The sequence below is a fragment of the Alteromonas algae genome (assembly GCF_049117195.1).
Classification (GTDB): Bacteria; Pseudomonadota; Gammaproteobacteria; order Enterobacterales; family Alteromonadaceae; genus Alteromonas.
This window is the reverse complement of the sequence record NZ_CP185260.1, coordinates 1,406,312-1,425,713: the sequence shown is the minus strand read 5'-3', so window position 1 is coordinate 1,425,713 and position 19,402 is coordinate 1,406,312. Positions and strand designations below refer to the sequence as shown.

Annotated in this window: 21 protein-coding genes and 1 other annotated feature; of the genes, 14 read left to right on the top strand and 7 right to left on the bottom strand. The window is 45.2% G+C overall.

Features of this window, described 5'->3' with window-relative positions; genetic code table 11:
• The first annotated feature begins 99 nt into the window (after positions 1-99).
• Together ACOJRU_RS06430 and tmpT are read left to right on the top strand one after the other, a co-directional pair.
• Entirely contained in the window at positions 100-456 is a 357-nt protein-coding gene (locus ACOJRU_RS06430; RefSeq protein WP_421134206.1) for an outer membrane protein assembly factor BamE, read from the top strand.
• 73 nt (positions 457-529) lie between these two features.
• A complete protein-coding gene (tmpT, locus tag ACOJRU_RS06425) occupies positions 530-1,165 on the top strand; it encodes a thiopurine S-methyltransferase (protein ID WP_421134205.1) in 636 nt (211 codons plus the stop codon).
• Here tmpT and ACOJRU_RS06420 read toward each other — a convergent pair.
• A complete protein-coding gene (locus ACOJRU_RS06420) occupies positions 1,152-2,438 on the bottom strand; it encodes a DUF445 domain-containing protein (RefSeq protein WP_421134204.1) in 1,287 nt (428 codons plus the stop codon). The genes tmpT and ACOJRU_RS06420 overlap by 14 nt on opposite strands.
• Positions 2,439-3,087: 649 nt before the next feature.
• Between ACOJRU_RS06420 and ACOJRU_RS06415 the strand changes: the two genes are divergently transcribed.
• Together ACOJRU_RS06415 and ACOJRU_RS06410 are read left to right on the top strand one after the other, a co-directional pair.
• Entirely contained in the window at positions 3,088-3,759 is a 672-nt protein-coding gene (locus ACOJRU_RS06415; RefSeq protein WP_421134203.1) for a hypothetical protein, read from the top strand.
• A 33-nt stretch (positions 3,760-3,792) separates the two neighbouring features.
• Positions 3,793-4,350 (top strand): sugar O-acetyltransferase, encoded by a 558-nt coding sequence (locus tag ACOJRU_RS06410; RefSeq protein WP_421134202.1) that lies wholly within the window; start codon positions 3,793-3,795, stop codon positions 4,348-4,350.
• Positions 4,351-4,357: 7 nt separating this feature from the next.
• Here the strand turns inward: ACOJRU_RS06410 and ACOJRU_RS06405 are convergent, their stop codons facing one another.
• From ACOJRU_RS06405 to ACOJRU_RS06380, 6 genes are all read right to left on the bottom strand, one after another.
• On the bottom strand, positions 4,358-5,518 hold the full coding sequence (locus ACOJRU_RS06405; RefSeq protein ID WP_421134201.1) for an iron-containing alcohol dehydrogenase: 1,161 nt from the start codon (positions 5,516-5,518) through the stop codon (positions 4,358-4,360).
• 199 nt (positions 5,519-5,717) lie between these two features.
• Complete coding sequence (gene rluB, locus ACOJRU_RS06400; RefSeq protein WP_421134200.1) at positions 5,718-6,611, bottom strand: 23S rRNA pseudouridine(2605) synthase RluB; 894 nt, start codon at positions 6,609-6,611, stop codon at positions 5,718-5,720.
• Positions 6,604-7,242 (bottom strand): SMC-Scp complex subunit ScpB, encoded by a 639-nt coding sequence (gene scpB / locus ACOJRU_RS06395; protein ID WP_421134199.1) that lies wholly within the window; start codon positions 7,240-7,242, stop codon positions 6,604-6,606. Before scpB ends, rluB begins: the two co-directional genes overlap by 8 nt.
• Positions 7,229-8,065: a segregation and condensation protein A gene (locus ACOJRU_RS06390; RefSeq protein ID WP_421134198.1), complete on the bottom strand. Its 837-nt coding sequence runs from the start codon at positions 8,063-8,065 to the stop codon at positions 7,229-7,231. Before ACOJRU_RS06390 ends, scpB begins: the two co-directional genes overlap by 14 nt.
• Before the next feature lie 11 nt (positions 8,066-8,076).
• Positions 8,077-8,697 (bottom strand): L-threonylcarbamoyladenylate synthase, encoded by a 621-nt coding sequence (locus ACOJRU_RS06385; RefSeq protein ID WP_421134197.1) that lies wholly within the window; start codon positions 8,695-8,697, stop codon positions 8,077-8,079.
• A gap of 32 nt (positions 8,698-8,729) precedes the next feature.
• Positions 8,730-9,575 carry a PHP domain-containing protein gene (locus ACOJRU_RS06380; protein ID WP_421134196.1) on the bottom strand — a complete coding sequence of 282 codons (846 nt, stop codon included), beginning with the start codon at positions 9,573-9,575 and terminating at the stop codon, positions 8,730-8,732.
• 159 nt (positions 9,576-9,734) lie between these two features.
• Positions 9,735-9,827, top strand: a sequence feature (Trp leader region).
• A gap of 29 nt (positions 9,828-9,856) precedes the next feature.
• On the opposite strand from ACOJRU_RS06380, the gene ACOJRU_RS06375 reads away from it, so the two are divergent.
• From ACOJRU_RS06375 to ACOJRU_RS06330, 10 genes are all read left to right on the top strand, one after another.
• On the top strand, positions 9,857-11,458 hold the full coding sequence (locus tag ACOJRU_RS06375) for an anthranilate synthase component 1 (protein ID WP_421134195.1): 1,602 nt from the start codon (positions 9,857-9,859) through the stop codon (positions 11,456-11,458).
• On the top strand, positions 11,458-12,087 hold the full coding sequence (locus ACOJRU_RS06370; protein ID WP_421134194.1) for an aminodeoxychorismate/anthranilate synthase component II: 630 nt from the start codon (positions 11,458-11,460) through the stop codon (positions 12,085-12,087). The genes ACOJRU_RS06375 and ACOJRU_RS06370 overlap by 1 nt, the downstream gene beginning before the upstream one ends.
• Complete coding sequence (gene trpD / locus ACOJRU_RS06365) at positions 12,080-13,111, top strand: anthranilate phosphoribosyltransferase (RefSeq protein ID WP_421134193.1); 1,032 nt, start codon at positions 12,080-12,082, stop codon at positions 13,109-13,111. Before ACOJRU_RS06370 ends, trpD begins: the two co-directional genes overlap by 8 nt.
• Positions 13,104-14,501 (top strand): bifunctional indole-3-glycerol-phosphate synthase TrpC/phosphoribosylanthranilate isomerase TrpF, encoded by a 1,398-nt coding sequence (gene trpCF / locus ACOJRU_RS06360; protein ID WP_421134192.1) that lies wholly within the window; start codon positions 13,104-13,106, stop codon positions 14,499-14,501. Before trpD ends, trpCF begins: the two co-directional genes overlap by 8 nt.
• 22 nt (positions 14,502-14,523) lie before the next feature.
• On the top strand, positions 14,524-15,705 hold the full coding sequence (trpB, locus tag ACOJRU_RS06355; protein ID WP_421134191.1) for a tryptophan synthase subunit beta: 1,182 nt from the start codon (positions 14,524-14,526) through the stop codon (positions 15,703-15,705).
• A complete protein-coding gene (gene trpA, locus ACOJRU_RS06350) occupies positions 15,705-16,514 on the top strand; it encodes a tryptophan synthase subunit alpha (protein WP_421134190.1) in 810 nt (269 codons plus the stop codon). Before trpB ends, trpA begins: the two co-directional genes overlap by 1 nt.
• 3 nt (positions 16,515-16,517) lie before the next feature.
• The gene (locus tag ACOJRU_RS06345; protein WP_421134189.1) at positions 16,518-16,820 is read left to right on the top strand and encodes a YciI family protein; all 303 of its coding nucleotides are present in this window, start codon (positions 16,518-16,520) and stop codon (positions 16,818-16,820) included.
• A 311-nt stretch (positions 16,821-17,131) separates the two neighbouring features.
• Complete coding sequence (locus ACOJRU_RS06340) at positions 17,132-17,395, top strand: PepSY domain-containing protein (RefSeq protein WP_421134188.1); 264 nt, start codon at positions 17,132-17,134, stop codon at positions 17,393-17,395.
• 5 nt (positions 17,396-17,400) lie between these two features.
• The gene (locus tag ACOJRU_RS06335; protein WP_421134187.1) at positions 17,401-18,075 is read left to right on the top strand and encodes a response regulator transcription factor; all 675 of its coding nucleotides are present in this window, start codon (positions 17,401-17,403) and stop codon (positions 18,073-18,075) included.
• Entirely contained in the window at positions 18,072-19,400 is a 1,329-nt protein-coding gene (locus ACOJRU_RS06330; protein ID WP_421134186.1) for an ATP-binding protein, read from the top strand. The genes ACOJRU_RS06335 and ACOJRU_RS06330 overlap by 4 nt, the downstream gene beginning before the upstream one ends.
• The last annotated feature ends 2 nt before the right edge of the window (positions 19,401-19,402 follow it).

Genomic DNA, 19,402 nt, shown 5'->3' with positions numbered 1-19,402 from the left:
TCATAGTTGTCAAGGTAGCATGCGTTCGCGCCTGCAAGAAAACACCCTACGTACAAAAAGTACTAGGCAACACGAAAGCAATACTGGACTGATTTACGCATGAAGTTGCAACACTTATTAGTAATACTTAGCATTACCCTTACATCGACCGCTTGTAGTAACTGGATCTATCGTATAGACGTACCACAAGGAAATTTCTTAGACGAGCGAGACGTTAAGAAACTTCGTATCGAAATGACCAAAGAGCAAGTTATTTATGTTCTTGGGAACCCAGTAGTTCAAGACTCGTTTGATGATGATACATGGTATTACGTTTACGATATGAAGCGCGGAATGAGAAAGCGCGGCGAAGACTTCCAAAAACAGATGATTATTACGTTTGAAGACGACAAGGTTGTTTCAATCGATGGCGACTTTGAACTTTCGGAAGACTTCAACACACCGTTAGACAAATAGGCTCCGGATTGCGTGACGCAAACGTTACGCAATAATAAAGAAAAACAGTACGGTACGTTTTCTGAGGTGGTACATGGAACATAGCTTTTGGCATAGCAAATGGCAAAACAATGAAATTGCCTTTCATGAGCCTCAAGGAAACGCGCTTCTGGTAAAGCATTCATCCGTTTTGCTGAGCACCGCAAAGAACCCCACTATTTTCGTCCCATTGTGTGGCAAAACGAAAGATATTGGCTGGTTTCTGTCTAAAGGCTGTAGCGTAGTTGGCGCAGAGTTAAGTGAAGTGGCTACACAGCAGCTTTTCGAAGAGTTAAACGTTCAGCCAGTGGTTGAGAAGACGGCAACCGGGCTTAAATATTCTGTCGAGGGCTTAACCGTTTTTGTCGGAGACATTTTCACACTATCCTCAAGCGACATTGGAAACATAGATGGTGTTTACGATAGAGCTGCGTTGGTGGCCTTACCCGAGCAAATAAGAGCCAAGTACAGTGTGCATATTGTTGAAATTACGCAGCGTGCACCGCAACTTGTTATTTCATTCGATTATGACCAAGAGAAAATGCCTGGCCCTCCTTTCAGTGTCGATGTGAAAACCGTGTCCGCTTTATATGAGCAACATTATCAAATTACGCTGTTGGAACGCTCTGAAGTAGAAGGCGGTCTAAAACGTAAAGTTGATGCTGACAATCTCGTATTTAGCCTAAAATAGCAATTTCAACACCGTATAAAATTGCCCCGATGAAACCGCCGACTATGGTGCCATTAACGCGCACTTTTTGAAGATCTCTGCCTATATTCAGCTCTATTTGCTCGGCCATTTCTTTTTCATCCCACCCTTTAATCGTGTCTCTTATATGAACGGTTAAGAAATCAGCAAGCTCCGGAGCCATATATTTACCTGCTTCGCCAATGTGTTGATTGAACGCACTTGCTAAGTCGCTATCTTTGGAAAGCGTCATTCCTAATTCATTAAGCCATGCAGCCACTTTGCTCTCGGCAGCCCCTTCTTTTTCGCTCAAACTTTTCAATAACCAACTTTGCAGCTTTTCCCATGTACCTTGCAAATATGCCTTAAGTGCAGGGTCATCAATTACTTGCTCTCGATAGGCGTCAATGCGCGCTTCCATTAAAGGGCTATGTTCCAACTCGTAAATAAAGTCATGCACCTGTTCATCAAAAGAGTGCCTCAGAGGATGTTCTGAGTCTTCATAGATATCATCTAGTATGCTTGATACCGCTCTTACGGCAATTAGCGCGCCTTGCTCACTTAGCCACGTCGATGGTAATAACTTTTCTATACGGTTGTGTTCTGTTTTAAGCCATACCACAAGCGTATCGGCAATGTAGTGTTGAGTTTCGGGCTCCCCGAGTGTTACAGATAATTTCCCAAGTAATTTATCGAGAACAACTTGATGTTGCCTATCTCTCGTTATCGCACCAAGCGAAGTAGCAATGAGCTTTTTGAGATCAAGTTGGCGAAGCCCCCTTTCTGTCGTACGCCCAATAAACGCTTTAACAGGCTTATCGTCTAGTACACGCAAAATACCTACGAGAGCATCACAAAAAAAGCGACTTAATCTTTTTGCATTTTGTTCATTGGACAGCCATCGCCCTGCCCCTTTAGCTGGGTTAGATGATGAAATAAGCTGCTCTATTGCTTCGGGATGGAAGAACTTCTCTTTTACAAACTGCGACAAATTTTCAGCAATAATGTTTTTATTACTCGCTACAATATTAGTGTGGGGTATAGGGTATCTAGCTGGGATTGGCTTAAATAGCGCAGTAACAGCAAACCAATCTGCTAACCCACCGACTAAAGCCGCTTCACTCGCCATTTTTATCAAGCCCAACCAATACGCATTAGCAAGTTCAGGGAAATAGCTTTGCACCACGGTTGACGCGACAAAGACGCTCGCTGCAATGATAAGGCAAAGCAGAGCGAATCGCTTCGCTTGGCGTAATTGATTCTGCTTATCGAGCATGTACCGTTCCTAGATAATTGAGAGTGTTCATAAATGCATTTCCTGTTCGAACATGGGCGTTGCTGCATCGCCACGCTTTTTAAATGTAATCGTATGCAAGCATCACACCGAAACCATCGATATTAGCAGGCTGTGACTGTCCGAAGCTATTACTGACTGTCCAAATATCTCTTGATAACGATAACCTCTGTGACTGTCCGAAATGCTTTCTTGATACTTATGACTGTCCGATGATCTATTGAGTTAGCCCATGCTCCGCTGTGTGTAGCAGGCTGTGACTGTCCGAAGCTATTACTGACTGTCCAAATATCTCTTGATAACGATAACCTCTGTGACTGTCCGAAATGCTTTCTTGATACTTATGACTGTCCGATGATCTATTGAGTTAGCTCATGCTCCGCTGTGTGCAATTCAGTCACTATTAGTAAAAAACCTTACTAATTAAGCAAATAAACCAAATCATCACTTCTTTGCGCCATAGCGGCGGTCGAAAAAACTTACAAAAACCCTTAACATCATGATAAAAAACACTTTTTCAAAAATGGCATGGTGTATGTATAGGTATGGATAAGTGTATAAATATAATCATTTAGTTAGAACAAATGGCATATCGCCAGTGTTGCTCTAATGTGTAAACAGGAATGTCGCAATGAAAAAACTTACCGCCGCCAGTGTAATTCTCCTATCAACGGTAACGCTGCTATCAGGATGTGTTATTCACGTAGGCAAAAGTAGTGCTGCAGAAGGGGACGATTTAAGCAGTATTATTGGTAGCATCAATGTCTCAGAGCGTCGTAACGCTGGTGATATCTCGTCGATAAATGGCAACGTTACTATGGATGACCATGCTTCAGCCGATGATGTTGATATTGTGAATGGCAGCTTAGACGCGGGCGAACACGTTTCAATTAAAAGTATAGACATCGTTAATGGCGACGTTGATGCAAAACAACATTTAAAAGTGAGTCGCAACATTGAAACTGTGAACGGCGACATTTCGCTTTCATCACATTCCCACGTCGGTAGAGATGTCGAATCGGTCAATGGTGATATTGAACTTAGTGGCACCACGGTAGAGAAAGACGTTATTTCACTTAATGGTGATATAACACTAGACGGAGACACCGTCGTGAATGGCGATATCGTTTACCGTAGCCGTGAAGATAGTTGGAATTCTGGCGACAGTAAGCCGCCTACGCTTACTATCGCCTCATCTGTTGTAGTGAACGGACAGATAATTCTTAAACGTCCTGTTACGTTGGACATTCAATCACAAACGTTAAATGACAAAGTGGTTGTACGATACGACTCAAATCAGTAATGTCTGCACATTGTCCTATACATAACCTGCACAATGACTGAAAAAGAGAAAATGCTTAGCGGTGAGGATTACTTTCCTTCAGACAAAGTACTCACCGCCTTGCGCGTTCAATGTAGAAAGCAGCTCGACACGTTAAACGCCACATGTCAAAGCGAGCATAAAAAGCGTACACAATTATTAAAGCAATTGTTCGGAAGCACGGGAAAACGCCTCTATATAGAGTCGTCATTTAAGTGCGACTATGGCGAGAACATTCACGTTGGCGAAAGCTTTTATGCCAATTTCAACTGCGTCATTTTAGATGCTGCAAAAGTCACCATCGGTGACAATTGCATGTTAGCGCCACACGTTGGCATTTATACCGCTACCCACCCGCTTGACCCCATCGAGCGCGCTACAGGTATTGAATTTGCTAAACCCATAACGCTTGGCCACAATTGCTGGGTGGGAGGTAACGCAGTGATTAACCCTGGCGTCACATTAGGTAATAATGTGGTCGTTGCATCAGGTGCGGTCGTGACTAAATCCTTTGGCGATAATGTTGTTATCGGGGGTAACCCGGCAACGGTTATAAAAACAATTAATAATTAGGGTGTGTTCACGAAAAAAGCTGCTTATACAAATCAACCATTTCTTGTTTTTCAGGTACTCGCGGGTTATTCGCCGGCGAGCCAGAAGCAAGGGCCTGGTCGGCCATCAGTTCAATTAATGCGTCGTACTTAAACCTGTCTATGCCAAATTGAGACATGGAGGGTACATCAAGCTCACTATTGAGCTTATTAAGAAACACAATAAGCGCGCTATGACATTGCGTATTATCGGCTTCTTCAGAAACAAGCCCCATTATCTTGGCACATTCAGCGTAACGCTGCTCTGCTCCTGGCAGTGAATATTGCGTTATGGCAGGAAGCAACATCGCATTGCTCATTCCATGAGGAACATGAAAGTGAACACCCAATGGCCTGCTCATGCCATGCACTAACGCAACCGATGCATTGGAAAATGCCATACCCGCAAGCGTGGCCCCTAACATCATCGATTCTTTTGCTTTTCTGTTACCTTCGTCTTTACATGCGCGTATTAAGTTAGGCGCTATTAAGCGCATGGCTGCAATCGCTTGCTGATCGCTAAATGGGTTGGCTTTCTTACTTACCCACGCCTCAATGGCATGGGTTAACGCATCAATACCTGTATCTGCCGCTACACGAAATGGCACAGTAAGTGTTAATTCGTAATCAATGATCGCAGCTTTTGGCATTAGGCCTGGGCCCATACACAGCATCTTTTCCTGTGACTCACTGTCACTGATTACGGTAACTCGAGTGCATTCAGACCCAGTACCTGCAGTGGTGGGTACGGCAATAACAGGAATACTTTGTTCGTTAACGACATACGGTACTTTATAGTCACGCATGCTTTTGCCATGTGACACTAGAAGGGCAATGGCTTTTGCACTGTCGATAGCGCTGCCACCACCAAGTGCAATGATACTGTCAGCGCCATTTGCCTTCACCTGAGCAACTGCGCCTGCAATAGAGAGATCATCAGGTTCTGGCATTACATCACAAAACGACTCGGCATCAATGCCTTCGCTGCGAAGCAGAGATGTTACCCGCGCCACCGTACCCAACTGCTTCATAATGGGGTCGGCAATTAGGAAGGGGCGCTTAACGCCTAATGTAGCAAGTATGTTAGCTAAATCCGATAGCGCACCGCCACCAATTTTAAGCGACGCAGGCAGCTGAATATCAGCAATCATATTAATAGCTCGTCATTTGAAAACCGTTCTCTAGCCTAAAGGATATTTCGAAATCAGGCGAGCCAATATTAACATTAAATTTACAACGCAGTGGCGTGTGATAGGAAGTGTTAGAAAACCGAATTACGTTCAGATACAAAAAAGCCCCTGTGATGCTATACCTTAGGGGCTTTTCTATTTTCTGGTGTGACGCTGTGCGCTATCGCTTAGCTGCGCGCCCTACACGATTCTTCACGCCGTGCTCTTTACGTACTTTATGCTTTTTCACCGAGCGTCTCATTCGACTCAAACGTGCGTGATCAAGTTTGCCCTGACGTACATCTACCATGGTTTGCGTTTCATCAGGCAGCTGCACGTGCTGTCTTAACGCGTTAAGGTCGTCTAAACCAAGCTCTACCCATGCACCTTGTGGCAAACGCTTTTGAAGCTCGATAGGGCCGTATTTAACGCGGATTAGGCGACTGACTTGCACGCCTTGTGATTCCCACAAACGACGTACTTCCCGATTGCGCCCTTCTTTCAGCGTAACGTTGAACCAGCGGTTCATGCTTTCATCTTCAGCGCCAACGGGCGTTGGTGTACCAGATATGGTCAAAAACTTTGCTTCACCGTCTTCTAGCTTCACACCTTTTTTCAACGTGCTTAGCGTCTTTCCGGTCACTTCACCAAATACGCGTACCGCATACTCGCGCTCAACTTCGCATTTAGGGTGCATCAACCTGTTCGCTAGCTCGCCGTCATTAGTAAACAACAGTAGTCCACTGGTATTCATATCAAGACGACCGACGGTTATCCAGCGTCCTAGACGAATAGCGGGAAGTCTGTCGAACACGGTATCGCGACCGTCAGGATCGTGGCGACTGCACAACTCACCCTCTGGCTTGTTGTACATCAGCACACGACACACCGGCTTCTCTGTTTGTCGAGAAAGCAAATGCCCATCTACACGGATTGCCGCCGTATCATCAACACGGTCACCCAATGTTGCCAACGTGCCATCTATTGAAACGCGACCTTGTTCAATCCAACGTTCCATTTCACGTCGCGAGCCTAGCCCTTGGTTGGCTAGTACTTTTTGCAACTTTTCAGTCATGTATTACTTCACTCTTGTTTTGCTCGTTATCGGTCGCACGGTCTGTATCATCAGACGGTGCCTCATTTAACACCTTAAGCGACGAGTTGGATGTTTCCATGTTTTCAAACGCGTCTGAACTTGGGAGCTCAGATAATGACGCAAGTGAAAAATAATCCAAAAAGGTTTTGGTTGTGGCATAAAGCGCAGGCCTACCCGGCACCTCTTTATGTCCCACTACCTTTATCCAATCTCGTTCTGTGAGTGTTTTCATTATACTACTGCTTACTGCCACTCCTCGTACGCCTTCAATCTCGCCTCTTGTTATTGGTTGGCGATAAGCGATAAGCGCTAATGTTTCTAGCATTGCTCTTGAGTATTTAGGTGCAGATTCTTGCCATAATTTACTCAACCATGGGCTTAATGCGTCAACAGATTGAAAACGAAACCCGCTCGCCACTTCGATCAGTTGAATGCCCCTTGGCTGATAATCTAATGTTAGTTCATTTAATACATTGTTTAGCGTTTTATCTGCTACGGTAAAATCACTTAACACGGTATCTTTAAGCACTTGACGCGTAACAGGTTTATCAGCAACAAAAATTGCTGCTTCCACCAGTTGCTTCAATTGTGCGGTGTTAATTTTCTTCATGGCTGCCTAATTTTACATGAATTCTGGCGTGAGGACCTGCTTGAATGCATAAAATTAGCTGTTCTTTTACCAGTTCTAATATCGCCAAGAAAGAAACAACCACACCTGCGCGCCCCTCATCTAGGGTAAATAGCGCTTCAAGTGGCATAAATTCAGCGTTATTAAGCGTACTTAAAATTAATGACATTCGCTCGCGTGTACTTAATGCCTCTCGCTCAATAGTATGATGTTCAAACGCTTGTGCCCTTTTCATCGCAGCACTGAATGCCAATACAATTTCAGCAAGGCTCACATCAGGCTCAATGCGAATTGGCGCAACCTGTTCAGACGCATCGACACATGCAGTAAAGACATCCCTGCCTAGACGGGGTTGAATGTCTAAATCTTCTGCGGCCTGTTTAACGACTTCATATTCCTTTAGACGACGAATAAGCTCGGCCCGCGGATCGTCTTCTTCGTCGCTGTCATCACTTCGTTTTGGCAACAATAACCGCGATTTAATTTCCGCTAAAATAGCGGCCATTAGTAAATATTCCGACGCCAACTCTAGCCTAAGCGCTATCATGGTATCGACGTATTCCATGTATTGCTTGGTGACGGCGGCAATAGGCAATGTCGTGATATCGAACCGCTGCTTTCGAATAAGATAAAGCAATAAATCAAGCGGCCCCTCAAACGTCTCTAAGATAACTTCAAGGGCGTCAGGTGGAATAAACAGATCTTCGGGTTTCTCAATAAGCGCCTCACCATTAATAAAAGCCAGTGGTAGCGGTTGCTGCACTGGCTCCTGAAGAGGTGATGGTGGCACATGTTGATCAGTCAACGAACTTCAACTTATTCAAAGGGTGTCGGGTCGCCCGTTCCGCGGCGCAAAATAACAGGCGTATCATCTGATAAGTCGACCACTGTAGTTGGGTGTTCTCCGATGTAGCCGCCATGAATAATCAAACCAACTTGTTTCTCTAAATTATCACGGATAACGTCTGGGTCTGACTCTGCCATGGTGTTTCCCGGCAAAATAAGTGAGGTAGACATTAGCGGCTCACCTAAGGCTTCAAGCAAGGCGAGCGCAATGTTATTGTCCGGTACACGAATACCAATCGTCTTCCGCTTAGGGTTTTGAAGACGCTTAGGAACTTCCCTCGTGGCTTTCAACACAAACGTGTACGAGCCCGGCGTGTTGTTCTTGATTTGTCTAAATGCCGTATTGTCGACCTTGGCATAAATTGATAATTCAGACATATCTCTGCACATTAATGTGAAGTTATGGTCTTTACCAATGTTACGAATGCGGCATAACTGCTCAAGCGCTTTTTTATCCTCAATTTGACAGCCAATGGCGTAGCCAGAATCAGTAGGGTAGACCACAACACCGCCATCTCTAATAACTTCAACCGCTTGATTTATAAGGCGCTGCTGCGGGTTATCGGGATGTATATAAAAATATTGACTCATTTCTTATCTCAAATAAATGCTGGCGTATTAGGCTACACAAGTTTGTCATGTGACCATGTTTGCCATATTGGTGTTAATTCACTATTTATGCCCAAGTTTTTACCAAGTTCAGTCCATCGTGATGGAAAATGAAAATCAGACCCCGCCGAGGCGAGTAGGTTATGCTCTAAGGCCAACTCGTTAATCAGCGTTTGTTTTGTTTTATTAATACCTGGGAAGGCGGTTTCCATTGCATCTCCACCTGATTGCGCAAAAAGCAATACCAAACGGCGAAGCCACTTTGCCGTCATATCGTAGTGTGCAGGATGCGCTAATACGGCTTGACCGCCCGCCTCTTGAATCCACTTAATTGCTGTTTCAATACTTGGCCATTGGGCTTTCACGGCGGCACGCTTGCCTTTACCCAAATATTTCTTAAACGCCGCCTGCATGGTAGGCACGCCGTAATTGTTGACTAACACTCGGGCAAAATGAGCTCGGGTAACCTGCCCTTCTCCCGCTAGCGCCATGGCCCGCTCCAATACATCGTTGAAACCGCACTTAACCAACTTTTCTGCTATCAGCTCTGCGCGGGTTTGCCTCGCGTCCGCTTGCTCGCTTAAACGAGCCAAAAAGGTTGGACAGTCGCAGTTAACATTAAGCCCGACAATATGGATATCAAAGCCATGCCATGTAGTCGAAATTTCAACCCCATCAATAATCTTCAACGGTCTTTTTTGTTCGGCCTGCTTCGCATGAGCGGCAGCTAAACCGGCAACGGTATCATGGTCTGTGATTGCTAATACGTCGACCTGCATAGTATGTGCACGCAGCACTAATTCTGCGGGTGTTAGGTGACCGTCTGAGTATCGAGTATGGCTATGTAAATCTATTTTCAATGTTTTATGCAATTATTTGGTTGACACAATGGTGAAATTGTTTTCTTCTATATGCACAGAGTATACGTACTAACAACTTCAATGCCTATTGAAGTTTGAACTAAACAACGAGATTATTTATGCACCTTTCTACAAAATCAACAGCAGCAACAATTGCAGCTTGGTGGTGGCACTCCCTGAATTAACGGGCGGTGTACGCGTAGGTGCGTAATTAAAAAACACAAAAAGGCCCGTTTTAACGGGCCTTTTTTTTATCTTTTTGCAGTCGGAGAATGGCAAAAATGAGTTTAGCTGATCTGGGAACAGAACCAGGAAAAGTCGAAACAATCGAACAAGTTGGTCAATATATAGACGATCCACTTGCCGCCTTTTCACATCTGTGCAAAGGAAATAAAAATGCGTTATTACTTGAGTCAGCAGAAATAGACTCGAAGGACAATTTACAAAGCTTGCTGCTAATCGATGCAGCCCTGCGGTTCGAGTGCAACGAAAATAGGGTTACGGTTAAAGCACTTTCTGATAATGGTGCCTCAGTGTTGCCTCTTTTTATCAACCACGTACCCCACGGCATGCATGTAGTAAGTAGAAGTGAAGACACCATCACTATGGTGTGCGATAAAGCAAGCGGTGAACTTGATGAAGACAGTAGACTGAAAGCCGCCAGTGTAATGGATGCGCTTCGTATCGCTGTCAATAAAATCACCCCTATTCGTCAACACCCTCACGCGGTTTTCCTTGGCGGTGTGTTTGCTTACGACATGCTTGCGGGGTTTGAAATCCTGCCGGCGGTTGACGAAGGCGAAAATGACTGCCCCGACTTCGTCTTTTATCTTGCTGAAACGCTTATCACAGTAGATCACCAAACCCGAGAAACACATTTAATTGGCAGTGTGTTTAGCGGAAAAGACGTGGCTCAGCAATATTTTGCAGTCTCGCAGCGACTTGAAGCCATTCATCAGCGTTTGCATGACATGCCTGCTACACCAGAATTGACGACGCCCAGAAACATGGTGCCAGCAACGTACGACATGAAAGTAGACAAAAGCGATGAAGCATTTTGCAATGATGTACTGGATTTGAAGCAACATATTTTGGCCGGGGATATTTTTCAGGTGGTTCCATCAAGAACATTTTCACTTCCATGCCCCTCTCCCCTATTGGCATACGCAAAACTGAAGGAACAAAACCCTAGCCCCTACATGTTCTTTATGCAGGATGAAACCTTTGCTATTTTCGGCGCCTCGCCAGAGTCAGCTCTTAAATACGACAGCGAAACCAATCAAGTCGAAATTTACCCTATTGCCGGAACGCGTCCTCGCGGCAAGCGCGAAGACGGCAGCATCGATTACGATCTAGACAGCCGTATAGAGTTAAATTTGCGTGAAGATACAAAAGAAAAATCTGAGCACATTATGCTCGTCGATTTAGCACGTAATGACGTGGCAAAAGTAAGCCGTCCCGGCAGTCGATTTGTAAAAGATTTACTTAAAGTAGACCGTTACTCGCATGTGATGCACCTGGTCTCTCGCGTGGTGGGCCAATTGCGTGATGATTTAGACGCACTCAACGCTTATCAAGCATGCATGAACATGGGCACACTTGTCGGCGCACCAAAAGTCAGCGCCGCGACCCTTATTCGCGAGATAGAACAAAAACGAAGAGGCAGTTACGGCGGTGCGGTAGGCTATATAAACGGTCAGGGCGACATGGATACCTGTATCGTTATCCGCTCGGCATTTGTAAAAAATCAGCAAGCTTATATTCAAGCAGGTGCAGGGGTGGTGCATGATTCTATTCCCCAAGCAGAAGCAGACGAAACACGAGCAAAAGCACAAGCGGTCATTAGCGCAATACGTGCAGCATTAAACGAGGAGATGCAATAATGGATAAACAGATCACCCTATTCCTCCTCGACAACGTCGATTCATTCACTTACAACTTGGTGGATGAACTCCGCACCTTAAACATTGCTATTGAGGTTTATCGCAACACGGTATCGCCCTCAACATTGCTTGAAAAAATGGCAGCTCAGGCTACAAAAGGGCCTGTACTATTGATGTTATCGCCAGGTCCTGGTGCGCCAAGTGAAGCTGGTTGCATGCCAGAACTGCTTAAAGCCGTGGCAGGACAATACCCTGTACTGGGGATATGTTTAGGTCATCAAGCCATTGTTGAATATTATGGTGGCGTAGTAGGAAGAGCGAAAACCGTTATGCATGGGAAATCGTCTGCCATCACGCATTCAGGCAAGGCGATGTTTGCTAACCTTCCACAACCATTGCATGTCGCGCGCTACCACTCACTGGTCGCAGAAACGCTTCCTTCGCAGCTACTCGCATGTGCGTCGTGCATTAATGATGACGGTTCAGAAGTGATTATGGCGGTGTATAACGAACAAGACCGCATGCTTGGTTTCCAATTTCACCCAGAATCAATACTTACTGCACAAGGCAGCGCATTATTAAAGCAAAGTATTGATTATTTAACGCAACAAGGGCTTAGCAATGTTTAATATTACGCCTATTTTAGAGCAATTAATCGCGCAGCAGAACTTGTCTCAGACAGAGGCCTACTCGTTGTTCAACAGTATTATGCATGGTGAGCAAAGCGAGGCTGTTATTGCTGCTGTGCTTACCGCGCTTAAAATGAAAACAGAATCGCCAAGCGAAATAGCCGGTGCTGCCAGCGCAATGGTGGCGAATGCTAGGCCGTTTCCCACCCCAGATTATGCGTTCGCGGATATTGTTGGAACCGGTGGCGACGGACACAACACCATTAATATCTCAAGCGCCGCGGCGGTGGTTGCTGCGGCCTGTGGTGTAAAGGTAGCGAAACATGGAAACCGAAGTGTATCAAGCAAGTCTGGGTCGGCCGATTTGTTCAAACAATTTGGTTTGCAGCTTGATATTACCCCTGAGGTATCGAGAAAATGCTTAGATGAAGCAAATTTCACATTTCTCTTTGCGCCGGTTTATCATGCGGGCATGCGTTACGCAGCCCCCGTCCGCGCTGCGCTGAAGACAAGAACCTTGTTTAACATACTTGGTCCGCTTGCCAACCCAGCGAGCCCTACCCATGGAGTTTTCGGTGTATATTCGCCTGAACTGCTTGAACCTTATGCTAAAACCCTTATGCTGCTAGGCCAACATCGCGCCATGATTGTACATGGCGACGGGTTAGACGAATTAGCACTGCATGGCGAATCAATTATTTTCGATCTTGAACACGGTGATATTCGTAAACGCACCGTCACTGCAGATGATTTCGGATTGTCCTCTTACCCCCTTTCTGCGATTGAGGGCGGTGAACCAGAAGAAAACAAAAAATATGTTGAGGCGGCATTACATGGCGAGGGTCACGAGGCCCACCGTGCAGCAATCGCAATGAACTGTAGTGCATTGCTTAATGTCACTGGCCATGCCGCTTCATTTAAAGATGGTGCGGAAATGGCAATGCAAGCGATGAAAGATGGAACACCACTACGCGTGTTAGAACAGGTAGCAACTATTACTCAGGAGGTAAGCACGAATGGCTAATGTGCTTGAGAAAATTGTCGCAGATAAACGCACAGAAATTGAGGCTCGAAAGAAAGCGCTGCCCCTTGATAGCTTTCAAGACCAGTTGGTGCCATCAACAAAAAGCTTATTTGCATCGCTCAATGAACCTAATGCCGGGTATATTTTTGAATGTAAAAAAGCATCGCCTTCAAAAGGGTTAATAAGGGAACATTTCGATCTTGATGAGATTCTAGATGCTTATACGCCTCATGCAGCCGGTATTTCTGTATTAACTGATGAAAAATATTTCCAAGGTAAATTTGAATACCTTGAGTACGTAACCGCGCGCGTGTCACAACCGGTGTTAAATAAAGACTTCTTCGTCGATACCTACCAGGTGTATTTAGCAAGGCACTATAATGCCGATGCCGTACTACTGATGCTAAGCGTATTAAGTGATGACGAATACACGGCGTTAGCACAAGTCGCTGACGCACTTTCTTTGGATATACTGACGGAAGTGAGTAACGAAGAAGAAATGCTACGTGCTATCGCGCTTAACGCGAATATTATTGGTATAAACAACCGAAATTTGCGTGATTTATCGACCGACCTTGCAACCACTGAGCGTTTAGTTCCCATGTTATCCAACGCTACGCATCAGTTCGTTGTGATTTCAGAGTCTGGCATCTATACCCATGATGACGTATTACGTTTAGCGCCGCTGTGCCAAGGCTTTCTCGTTGGAAGCGCACTGATGGCACAAAAACACCTTAAACGCGCAGTTAGCAAATTGGTTTATGGTGCAGTAAAAGTATGTGGGTTAACGTCGGTAGAGCAAGCACAGACCGTATTTAAAGAAGGGGCATATTTTGGTGGGCTGATATTCGCTGAAAAATCACCTCGATGCGTAACAGAGTCTGTTGCGAAAGCCATTGTAGAGGCAACCGACGGCGCTTTTGTAGGAGTTTTTGTCGATGAGTCACAAGCGCGCGTTTCCACTATTGCGCATGACTTAAACCTTTCTGCGGTGCAGCTTCATGGCAATGAAGACGATGCTTATGTATCAGACTTACGCAAAATGTTACCGGATACCTGTCAAATTTGGAAAGCCGAAGGGGTTAAAGGTCAGCTTCCAGCATCGCTCAATACGCTGTTAGACAACGAGAATATTGATAAGGTGTTGCTCGATTGCCAAGTAGGCAAGGAAAAAGGCGGGACAGGCGAAGCCTTTGATTGGTCGTTATTAAATGCGGTTAATCACAAAGATAAAATCATTCTAGCGGGCGGTATTAACGTTGAAAATGCTACCGACGCTATCAAAGCAGGTTGCGCCATTTTAGATGTAAATTCCGGCGTAGAAACCGCACCCGGCGAAAAGTCTCAAGAAAAGTTGAGCGCATTTTTTTCAGTTTGCCGCCAATACTAAATTAATCATTACAGGACATAGCATGAATCAATTAGATACAAAATTTGGAGAGTTCGGCGGTATGTATGTACCCGAATTGCTCATTCCTGCACTCGATCAGCTAGAGAAAGCGTTTTTAGACGCAAAAGAAGATCCCAGCTTTAACGAAGAGTTTTTATCACTGCTTAAAGACTATGCTGGTAGACCTACGGCAATGACCTTATCACGCAACTTGGTCAGCAACCCTAAGGTTAAGCTTTACCTGAAGCGAGAAGACCTACTTCACGGTGGCGCACACAAAACAAACCAAGTGTTAGGCCAAGCGTTATTAACGAAGCGCATGGGCAAAAAAGAGGTTATTGCTGAAACTGGCGCGGGTCAACACGGCGTAGCAACGGCGCTTGCATGTGCCCTTCTTGGCTTAAAAGCACGCATTTACATGGGTGCAAAAGATGTTGAGCGTCAAGCACCAAACGTTTTCCGCATGCGCCTAATGGGCGCTGAAGTAATTCCGGTTAATGCCGGCTCAGGCACACTAAAAGATGCCGTAAACGAAGCGATGCGAGATTGGTCGGCTAATTACGACACCGCGCATTACTTGCTAGGCACGGCAGCGGGCCCTCACCCATTCCCTCATATTGTTCGTGAGTACCACCGCATGATTGGTGAAGAGACACGAGCACAAATTCTAGAGAAAGAAGGTCGCCTGCCTGATGCAGTAGTGGCATGTGTCGGTGGAGGCTCTAACGCAATAGGCATGTTTGCTGATTTCATTGATGAAGAGTCTGTAAAACTGGTAGGCGTAGAGCCTGCGGGTAAAGGTGTTCACACCAAGGAGCATGGTGCTACGATAGTCACTGGCACTAAGGGAATTTTACATGGTGCATATACCTACATCATGCAAGATAAAGAAGGCCAAATTGAAGAGAGCTATTCGGTGTCTGCGGGGCTCGATTATCCGGCGGTTGGACCACAACATGCCTACCTACATTCTATCGGCAGAGCGCAATATGTAGCGGTAACGGATGAAGAAGCATTAAATGCGTTTAAGCTGCTTGCCCGTAAAGAGGGGATCATTCCTGCACTTGAGTCTTCTCATGCAATAGCGCATGCGCTAAACATGGCCGATGAAGCAGAAGAAGAAACCATTATTGTGGTTAACCTATCAGGCCGTGGTGACAAAGACCTTGCACACGTTATCAATATTTTAGGGGATGATATTTAATGGATAGATATGCAGATATGTTCGCGCGCTTGGACGAAAAAAATGAAGGCGCGTTCGTACCCTTTGTTATGATTGGCGATCCAGATATTACGCAATCAGAAGCCATAATATGCCAATTAATTGAAAGCGGTGCCGATGCACTAGAACTAGGCATCCCCTACTCTGACCCAATTGCTGACGGCCCTACTATTCAAGCCGCTAGCATTCGTGCGCTGTCACATAACGTTACTGTAGGGCACTGTATGGCGCTGCTTGAACGTGTACGTGCTAAGTACCCGTCAGTTCCCATTGGTTTGTTGCTGTATAGTAATTTAGTTATGGCGAAAGGCATCAATGAATTTTACGCGCTCGCCAGTGCGTCTGGCGTAGACTCGATTCTTATCGCCGATGTGCCAATTCGAGAGGCAGCTCCTTTCCAAAAGGCTGCTGATGAAACGGGCATCTCTCAAATACTAATTGCCCCGCCAAATGCAACTGAAGAAACCATGGAAAAAATTGGCGAATTTTCGAAAGGATATACCTACTTGCTTGGGCGTGCTGGTGTTACGGGTGCGGAAACCGCCGCTAATGTTCCAGCCTCTGAACTGATTGAGCGATTAAAATCACATGAGTGCGCGCCAGCACTACTTGGTTTTGGGATTTCAACGCCAGTCCAGGTCAAAGAAGCTATTGAAGCCGGCGCTGCAGGTGCAATTTCAGGATCAGCAACCGTCAATATTATTGCCGCTCATTTAAACGACAACCAAGCAATGTTAAAACAGCTTGGTGATTTTGTGTCATCAATGAAAGCGGCCACGGCGAAAGGATAACCGATGCTTTACATGATTTGTGCAACCGACGTTGAAAACAGCTTAGAAAAGCGTTTAGCGGCACGCCCTGACCATCTTGCTCGACTTACTGCCTTGCAAGATGAGGGACGTTTAGTCATCGCGGGCCCTTTTCCTGCTATTGATAGTGCAGACCCAGGCCCTGCTGGCTTCACAGGCTCACTTGTGGTTGCAGAGTTCAATTCATTGGACGATGCTCAAGCATGGGCAGACTGCGACCCATACGTCGCTGCAGGGGTTTACGCATCAGTAACGGTGAAACCATACAAAAAGGTATTGCCTTCCTAAGCAATCCATAACGTAAAGACTCAAACGCCGGCACACATTGCCGGCGTTTTTATTTGTCATTATCGTTTCGGACAGTCACATTATCGTTTCGGACAGTCATTATCGTTTCGGACAGTCAAAGGATGAACGCTTTTTAACACTTCGGACAGTCACAATGGTTTGGACAGTCACAAAGATAAAAGTTGTGACTGTCCGAATTGTTGAAACATGTTTGGCAAGGTAGACTACTTAAATAAATTCAGTATTCGTTCAGGTCAGTCCTTTATACTGGATAGAAGAAATAACGTTGTTTGCAATTATGGTGGGTTTTAATGAAAAAGATAGTACATGCTACATTACTAGGTCTTGTTCTACTGCTAAGTAGTACTAACCTCGTGCATGCTCAGTCGGACACCGCTGTTACTAAGAGTGAAGCTGCCGAAAAGGCAGTGAGAGCCGAAAAAGGACGTGTTTTAAAAGTAGAGCAAACAGCCAAAAGTTATCGCGTTAAAGTGTTGAAAAAGTCAGGGCGTGTAGTTTCGGTAGATGTGGATAAACGCTCAGGCAGAGTTAAAGCCTCTAAAGGCAAGGAATAAAGCGGATGCGAGTTTTAGTTGCAGAAGACGACAGCAAGTTACTTACCCAATTAGACACCCTGCTTCAAGAAAGTGGTTACAGTGTCGACCTTGCAGATAATGGAGAGCATGCGCTTTATCAACTGCAGGAATTCACTTATGACTTGGCTATTATTGATATCGGCCTACCAAAGTTAGATGGCTTTGAGGTTATAAGAAAAGCGCGCGCTGAAAATATTAGTACTCCCGTTTTAATTCTCACTGCAAGAGACAGATGGCAAGAAAAAGTAGAAGGGCTTGATTCAGGTGCCGACGACTACCTTACTAAACCATTTCATAATGAAGAATTGCTGGCTAGAGCAAAAGCGCTAATACGAAGAGCGTCGGGACAAGCTAATCCTGTTATTCAAATGGGCCCTATTTCACTAGATACCGTTTCAGAAGAAATTCAGCTTAATAGTCTATCGCTTGAGCTTACGGCCTATGAATACAAGGTGATGGAATACCTCATGTTAAACCCTCAAAAAGTGATTTCAAAAACGGAACTCACCGAGCACATTTATGACCAAGACTTTGACTTAGACAGTAACGTGATTGAAGTTTTTATCGGGCGGCTTCGCAAAAAGCTTGATCCTGACGGAGTAATAAAACCGATTGAAACATTGCGAGGGCGAGGCTACAGGATAAATAGAAATTTATGAGGCAACTCTCTCTGCGCATAAGAAGTATTTTGCTTGCCGTTGTCTTATTAGCGCTTTTCGCCCCCTTCACTATTTTTATACTCGACGGCGCGTATACGAAAAGCTTAACACAGGCCAAAATGAGTGAGCTTAGGCTGATGAACTTAGGTTTATTGTCGGCATTTGAACTAGACGGCGATGTTCCTTACATGCCCGAAGTGCTTTATGAAGAACAGCTAAATTTACCAGGCTCAGGTTACATTGGCGTTATCGTATTTCGTGATACGGTAATTTGGCAATCGGCCTCAGCTCTGGAATATACCCTGAAAGCTCCCTCATTGCGGGTTGATGTAGGAAACGAGCTTTTTCTAGACAATTACGAGACAACAATTGGTGATGCCGATGACTTTTTTGTGTATGCATTTACCGCCGAATTCGCATCAAGTAATCAATTTGAGCCCGTTCATTTTTATATTTTAAATGATAAAGAACAATTTTCAGCGGAGCGAGAAACCTTTGTTAATACAGCGTGGCAGTGGATAGCGACACTTTGTGTGGTACTGCTTATTTTTATCATCGTTGGCATAAGCCTTGTGTTAGCCCCAGTGCGAAAGCTAATTAATGAAATTGCCCATGCCGCTTCCGGCAACAAGAACCAGCTTGAAGCACGCTACCCTGTTGAATTTGATTCACTCAAGCGCGCTATTAACAACTTACTTACGTCTGAGGCCGAGCAACGCTCACGATACAAAAATAGTTTAGGTGATTTAGCCCATAGCCTCAAAACCCCTCTTGCCGCAGCGATGGGAACTAACGCGTTACCCTTTGAAGCCACAGAGTCGTTAACTCAAATAGATAACATCATTCAACGGCAATTAAAGCGCGCAAGCGCAGGGAAGTCCGGGTGGCAAGCGTCGATAACTGTTTGGCCATTACTTATGAAACTTGCAGATGCGATGGACAAAGTTTACGGAAATAAACATCTTACAATAAGCCTAGACGGTAACGAAAACGCCGCATTTAAAGGCGACCAAACTGATTTTATGGAGCTATGCGGAAACATTCTCGATAATGCGTGTAAAGCGGCGAAATCACTCGTAAACATCAACGTGGTTGAAGATACAGAATGGTTAATTATCTCGATTGAAGACGATGGCCCGGGTATTCCCGAAAACGAACGTAATGCATTACTAGCGAGAGGCGCCAGGCTCGACACCTACGCGGAGGGACAAGGAATAGGAATGGCAATAGTCAGCGATTTAGTGGCGATTTACGAAGGTAAGCTACACATCGAAAAAAGCCACTTAGGCGGGGCAAGGATACAAATAAAACTCCCTAACAGCTGACG

What these genes read in the sequence shown, in the direction of transcription:
- ACOJRU_RS06340 (WP_421134188.1), top strand. Translation starts at nt 17,132, where the DNA reads ATGAAAAAGATAGTACATGCTACATTACTAGGTCTTGTTCTACTGCTA.
- trpD (WP_421134193.1), top strand. Translation starts at nt 12,080, where the DNA reads ATGTTTAATATTACGCCTATTTTAGAGCAATTAATCGCGCAGCAGAAC.
- scpB (WP_421134199.1), bottom strand. Translation starts at nt 7,242, where the DNA reads ATGAAGAAAATTAACACCGCACAATTGAAGCAACTGGTGGAAGCAGCA.
- ACOJRU_RS06330 (WP_421134186.1), top strand. Translation starts at nt 18,072, where the DNA reads ATGAGGCAACTCTCTCTGCGCATAAGAAGTATTTTGCTTGCCGTTGTC.
- ACOJRU_RS06415 (WP_421134203.1), top strand. Translation starts at nt 3,088, where the DNA reads ATGAAAAAACTTACCGCCGCCAGTGTAATTCTCCTATCAACGGTAACG.
- trpB (WP_421134191.1), top strand. Translation starts at nt 14,524, where the DNA reads ATGAATCAATTAGATACAAAATTTGGAGAGTTCGGCGGTATGTATGTA.
- ACOJRU_RS06420 (WP_421134204.1), bottom strand. Translation starts at nt 2,438, where the DNA reads ATGCTCGATAAGCAGAATCAATTACGCCAAGCGAAGCGATTCGCTCTG.
- trpCF (WP_421134192.1), top strand. Translation starts at nt 13,104, where the DNA reads ATGGCTAATGTGCTTGAGAAAATTGTCGCAGATAAACGCACAGAAATT.
- tmpT (WP_421134205.1), top strand. Translation starts at nt 530, where the DNA reads ATGGAACATAGCTTTTGGCATAGCAAATGGCAAAACAATGAAATTGCC.
- rluB (WP_421134200.1), bottom strand. Translation starts at nt 6,611, where the DNA reads ATGACTGAAAAGTTGCAAAAAGTACTAGCCAACCAAGGGCTAGGCTCG.
- ACOJRU_RS06410 (WP_421134202.1), top strand. Translation starts at nt 3,793, where the DNA reads ATGACTGAAAAAGAGAAAATGCTTAGCGGTGAGGATTACTTTCCTTCA.
- ACOJRU_RS06430 (WP_421134206.1), top strand. Translation starts at nt 100, where the DNA reads ATGAAGTTGCAACACTTATTAGTAATACTTAGCATTACCCTTACATCG.
- ACOJRU_RS06345 (WP_421134189.1), top strand. Translation starts at nt 16,518, where the DNA reads ATGCTTTACATGATTTGTGCAACCGACGTTGAAAACAGCTTAGAAAAG.
- ACOJRU_RS06375 (WP_421134195.1), top strand. Translation starts at nt 9,857, where the DNA reads ATGAGTTTAGCTGATCTGGGAACAGAACCAGGAAAAGTCGAAACAATC.
- ACOJRU_RS06385 (WP_421134197.1), bottom strand. Translation starts at nt 8,697, where the DNA reads ATGAGTCAATATTTTTATATACATCCCGATAACCCGCAGCAGCGCCTT.
- ACOJRU_RS06370 (WP_421134194.1), top strand. Translation starts at nt 11,458, where the DNA reads ATGGATAAACAGATCACCCTATTCCTCCTCGACAACGTCGATTCATTC.
- trpA (WP_421134190.1), top strand. Translation starts at nt 15,705, where the DNA reads ATGGATAGATATGCAGATATGTTCGCGCGCTTGGACGAAAAAAATGAA.
- ACOJRU_RS06405 (WP_421134201.1), bottom strand. Translation starts at nt 5,518, where the DNA reads ATGATTGCTGATATTCAGCTGCCTGCGTCGCTTAAAATTGGTGGCGGT.
- ACOJRU_RS06335 (WP_421134187.1), top strand. Translation starts at nt 17,401, where the DNA reads ATGCGAGTTTTAGTTGCAGAAGACGACAGCAAGTTACTTACCCAATTA.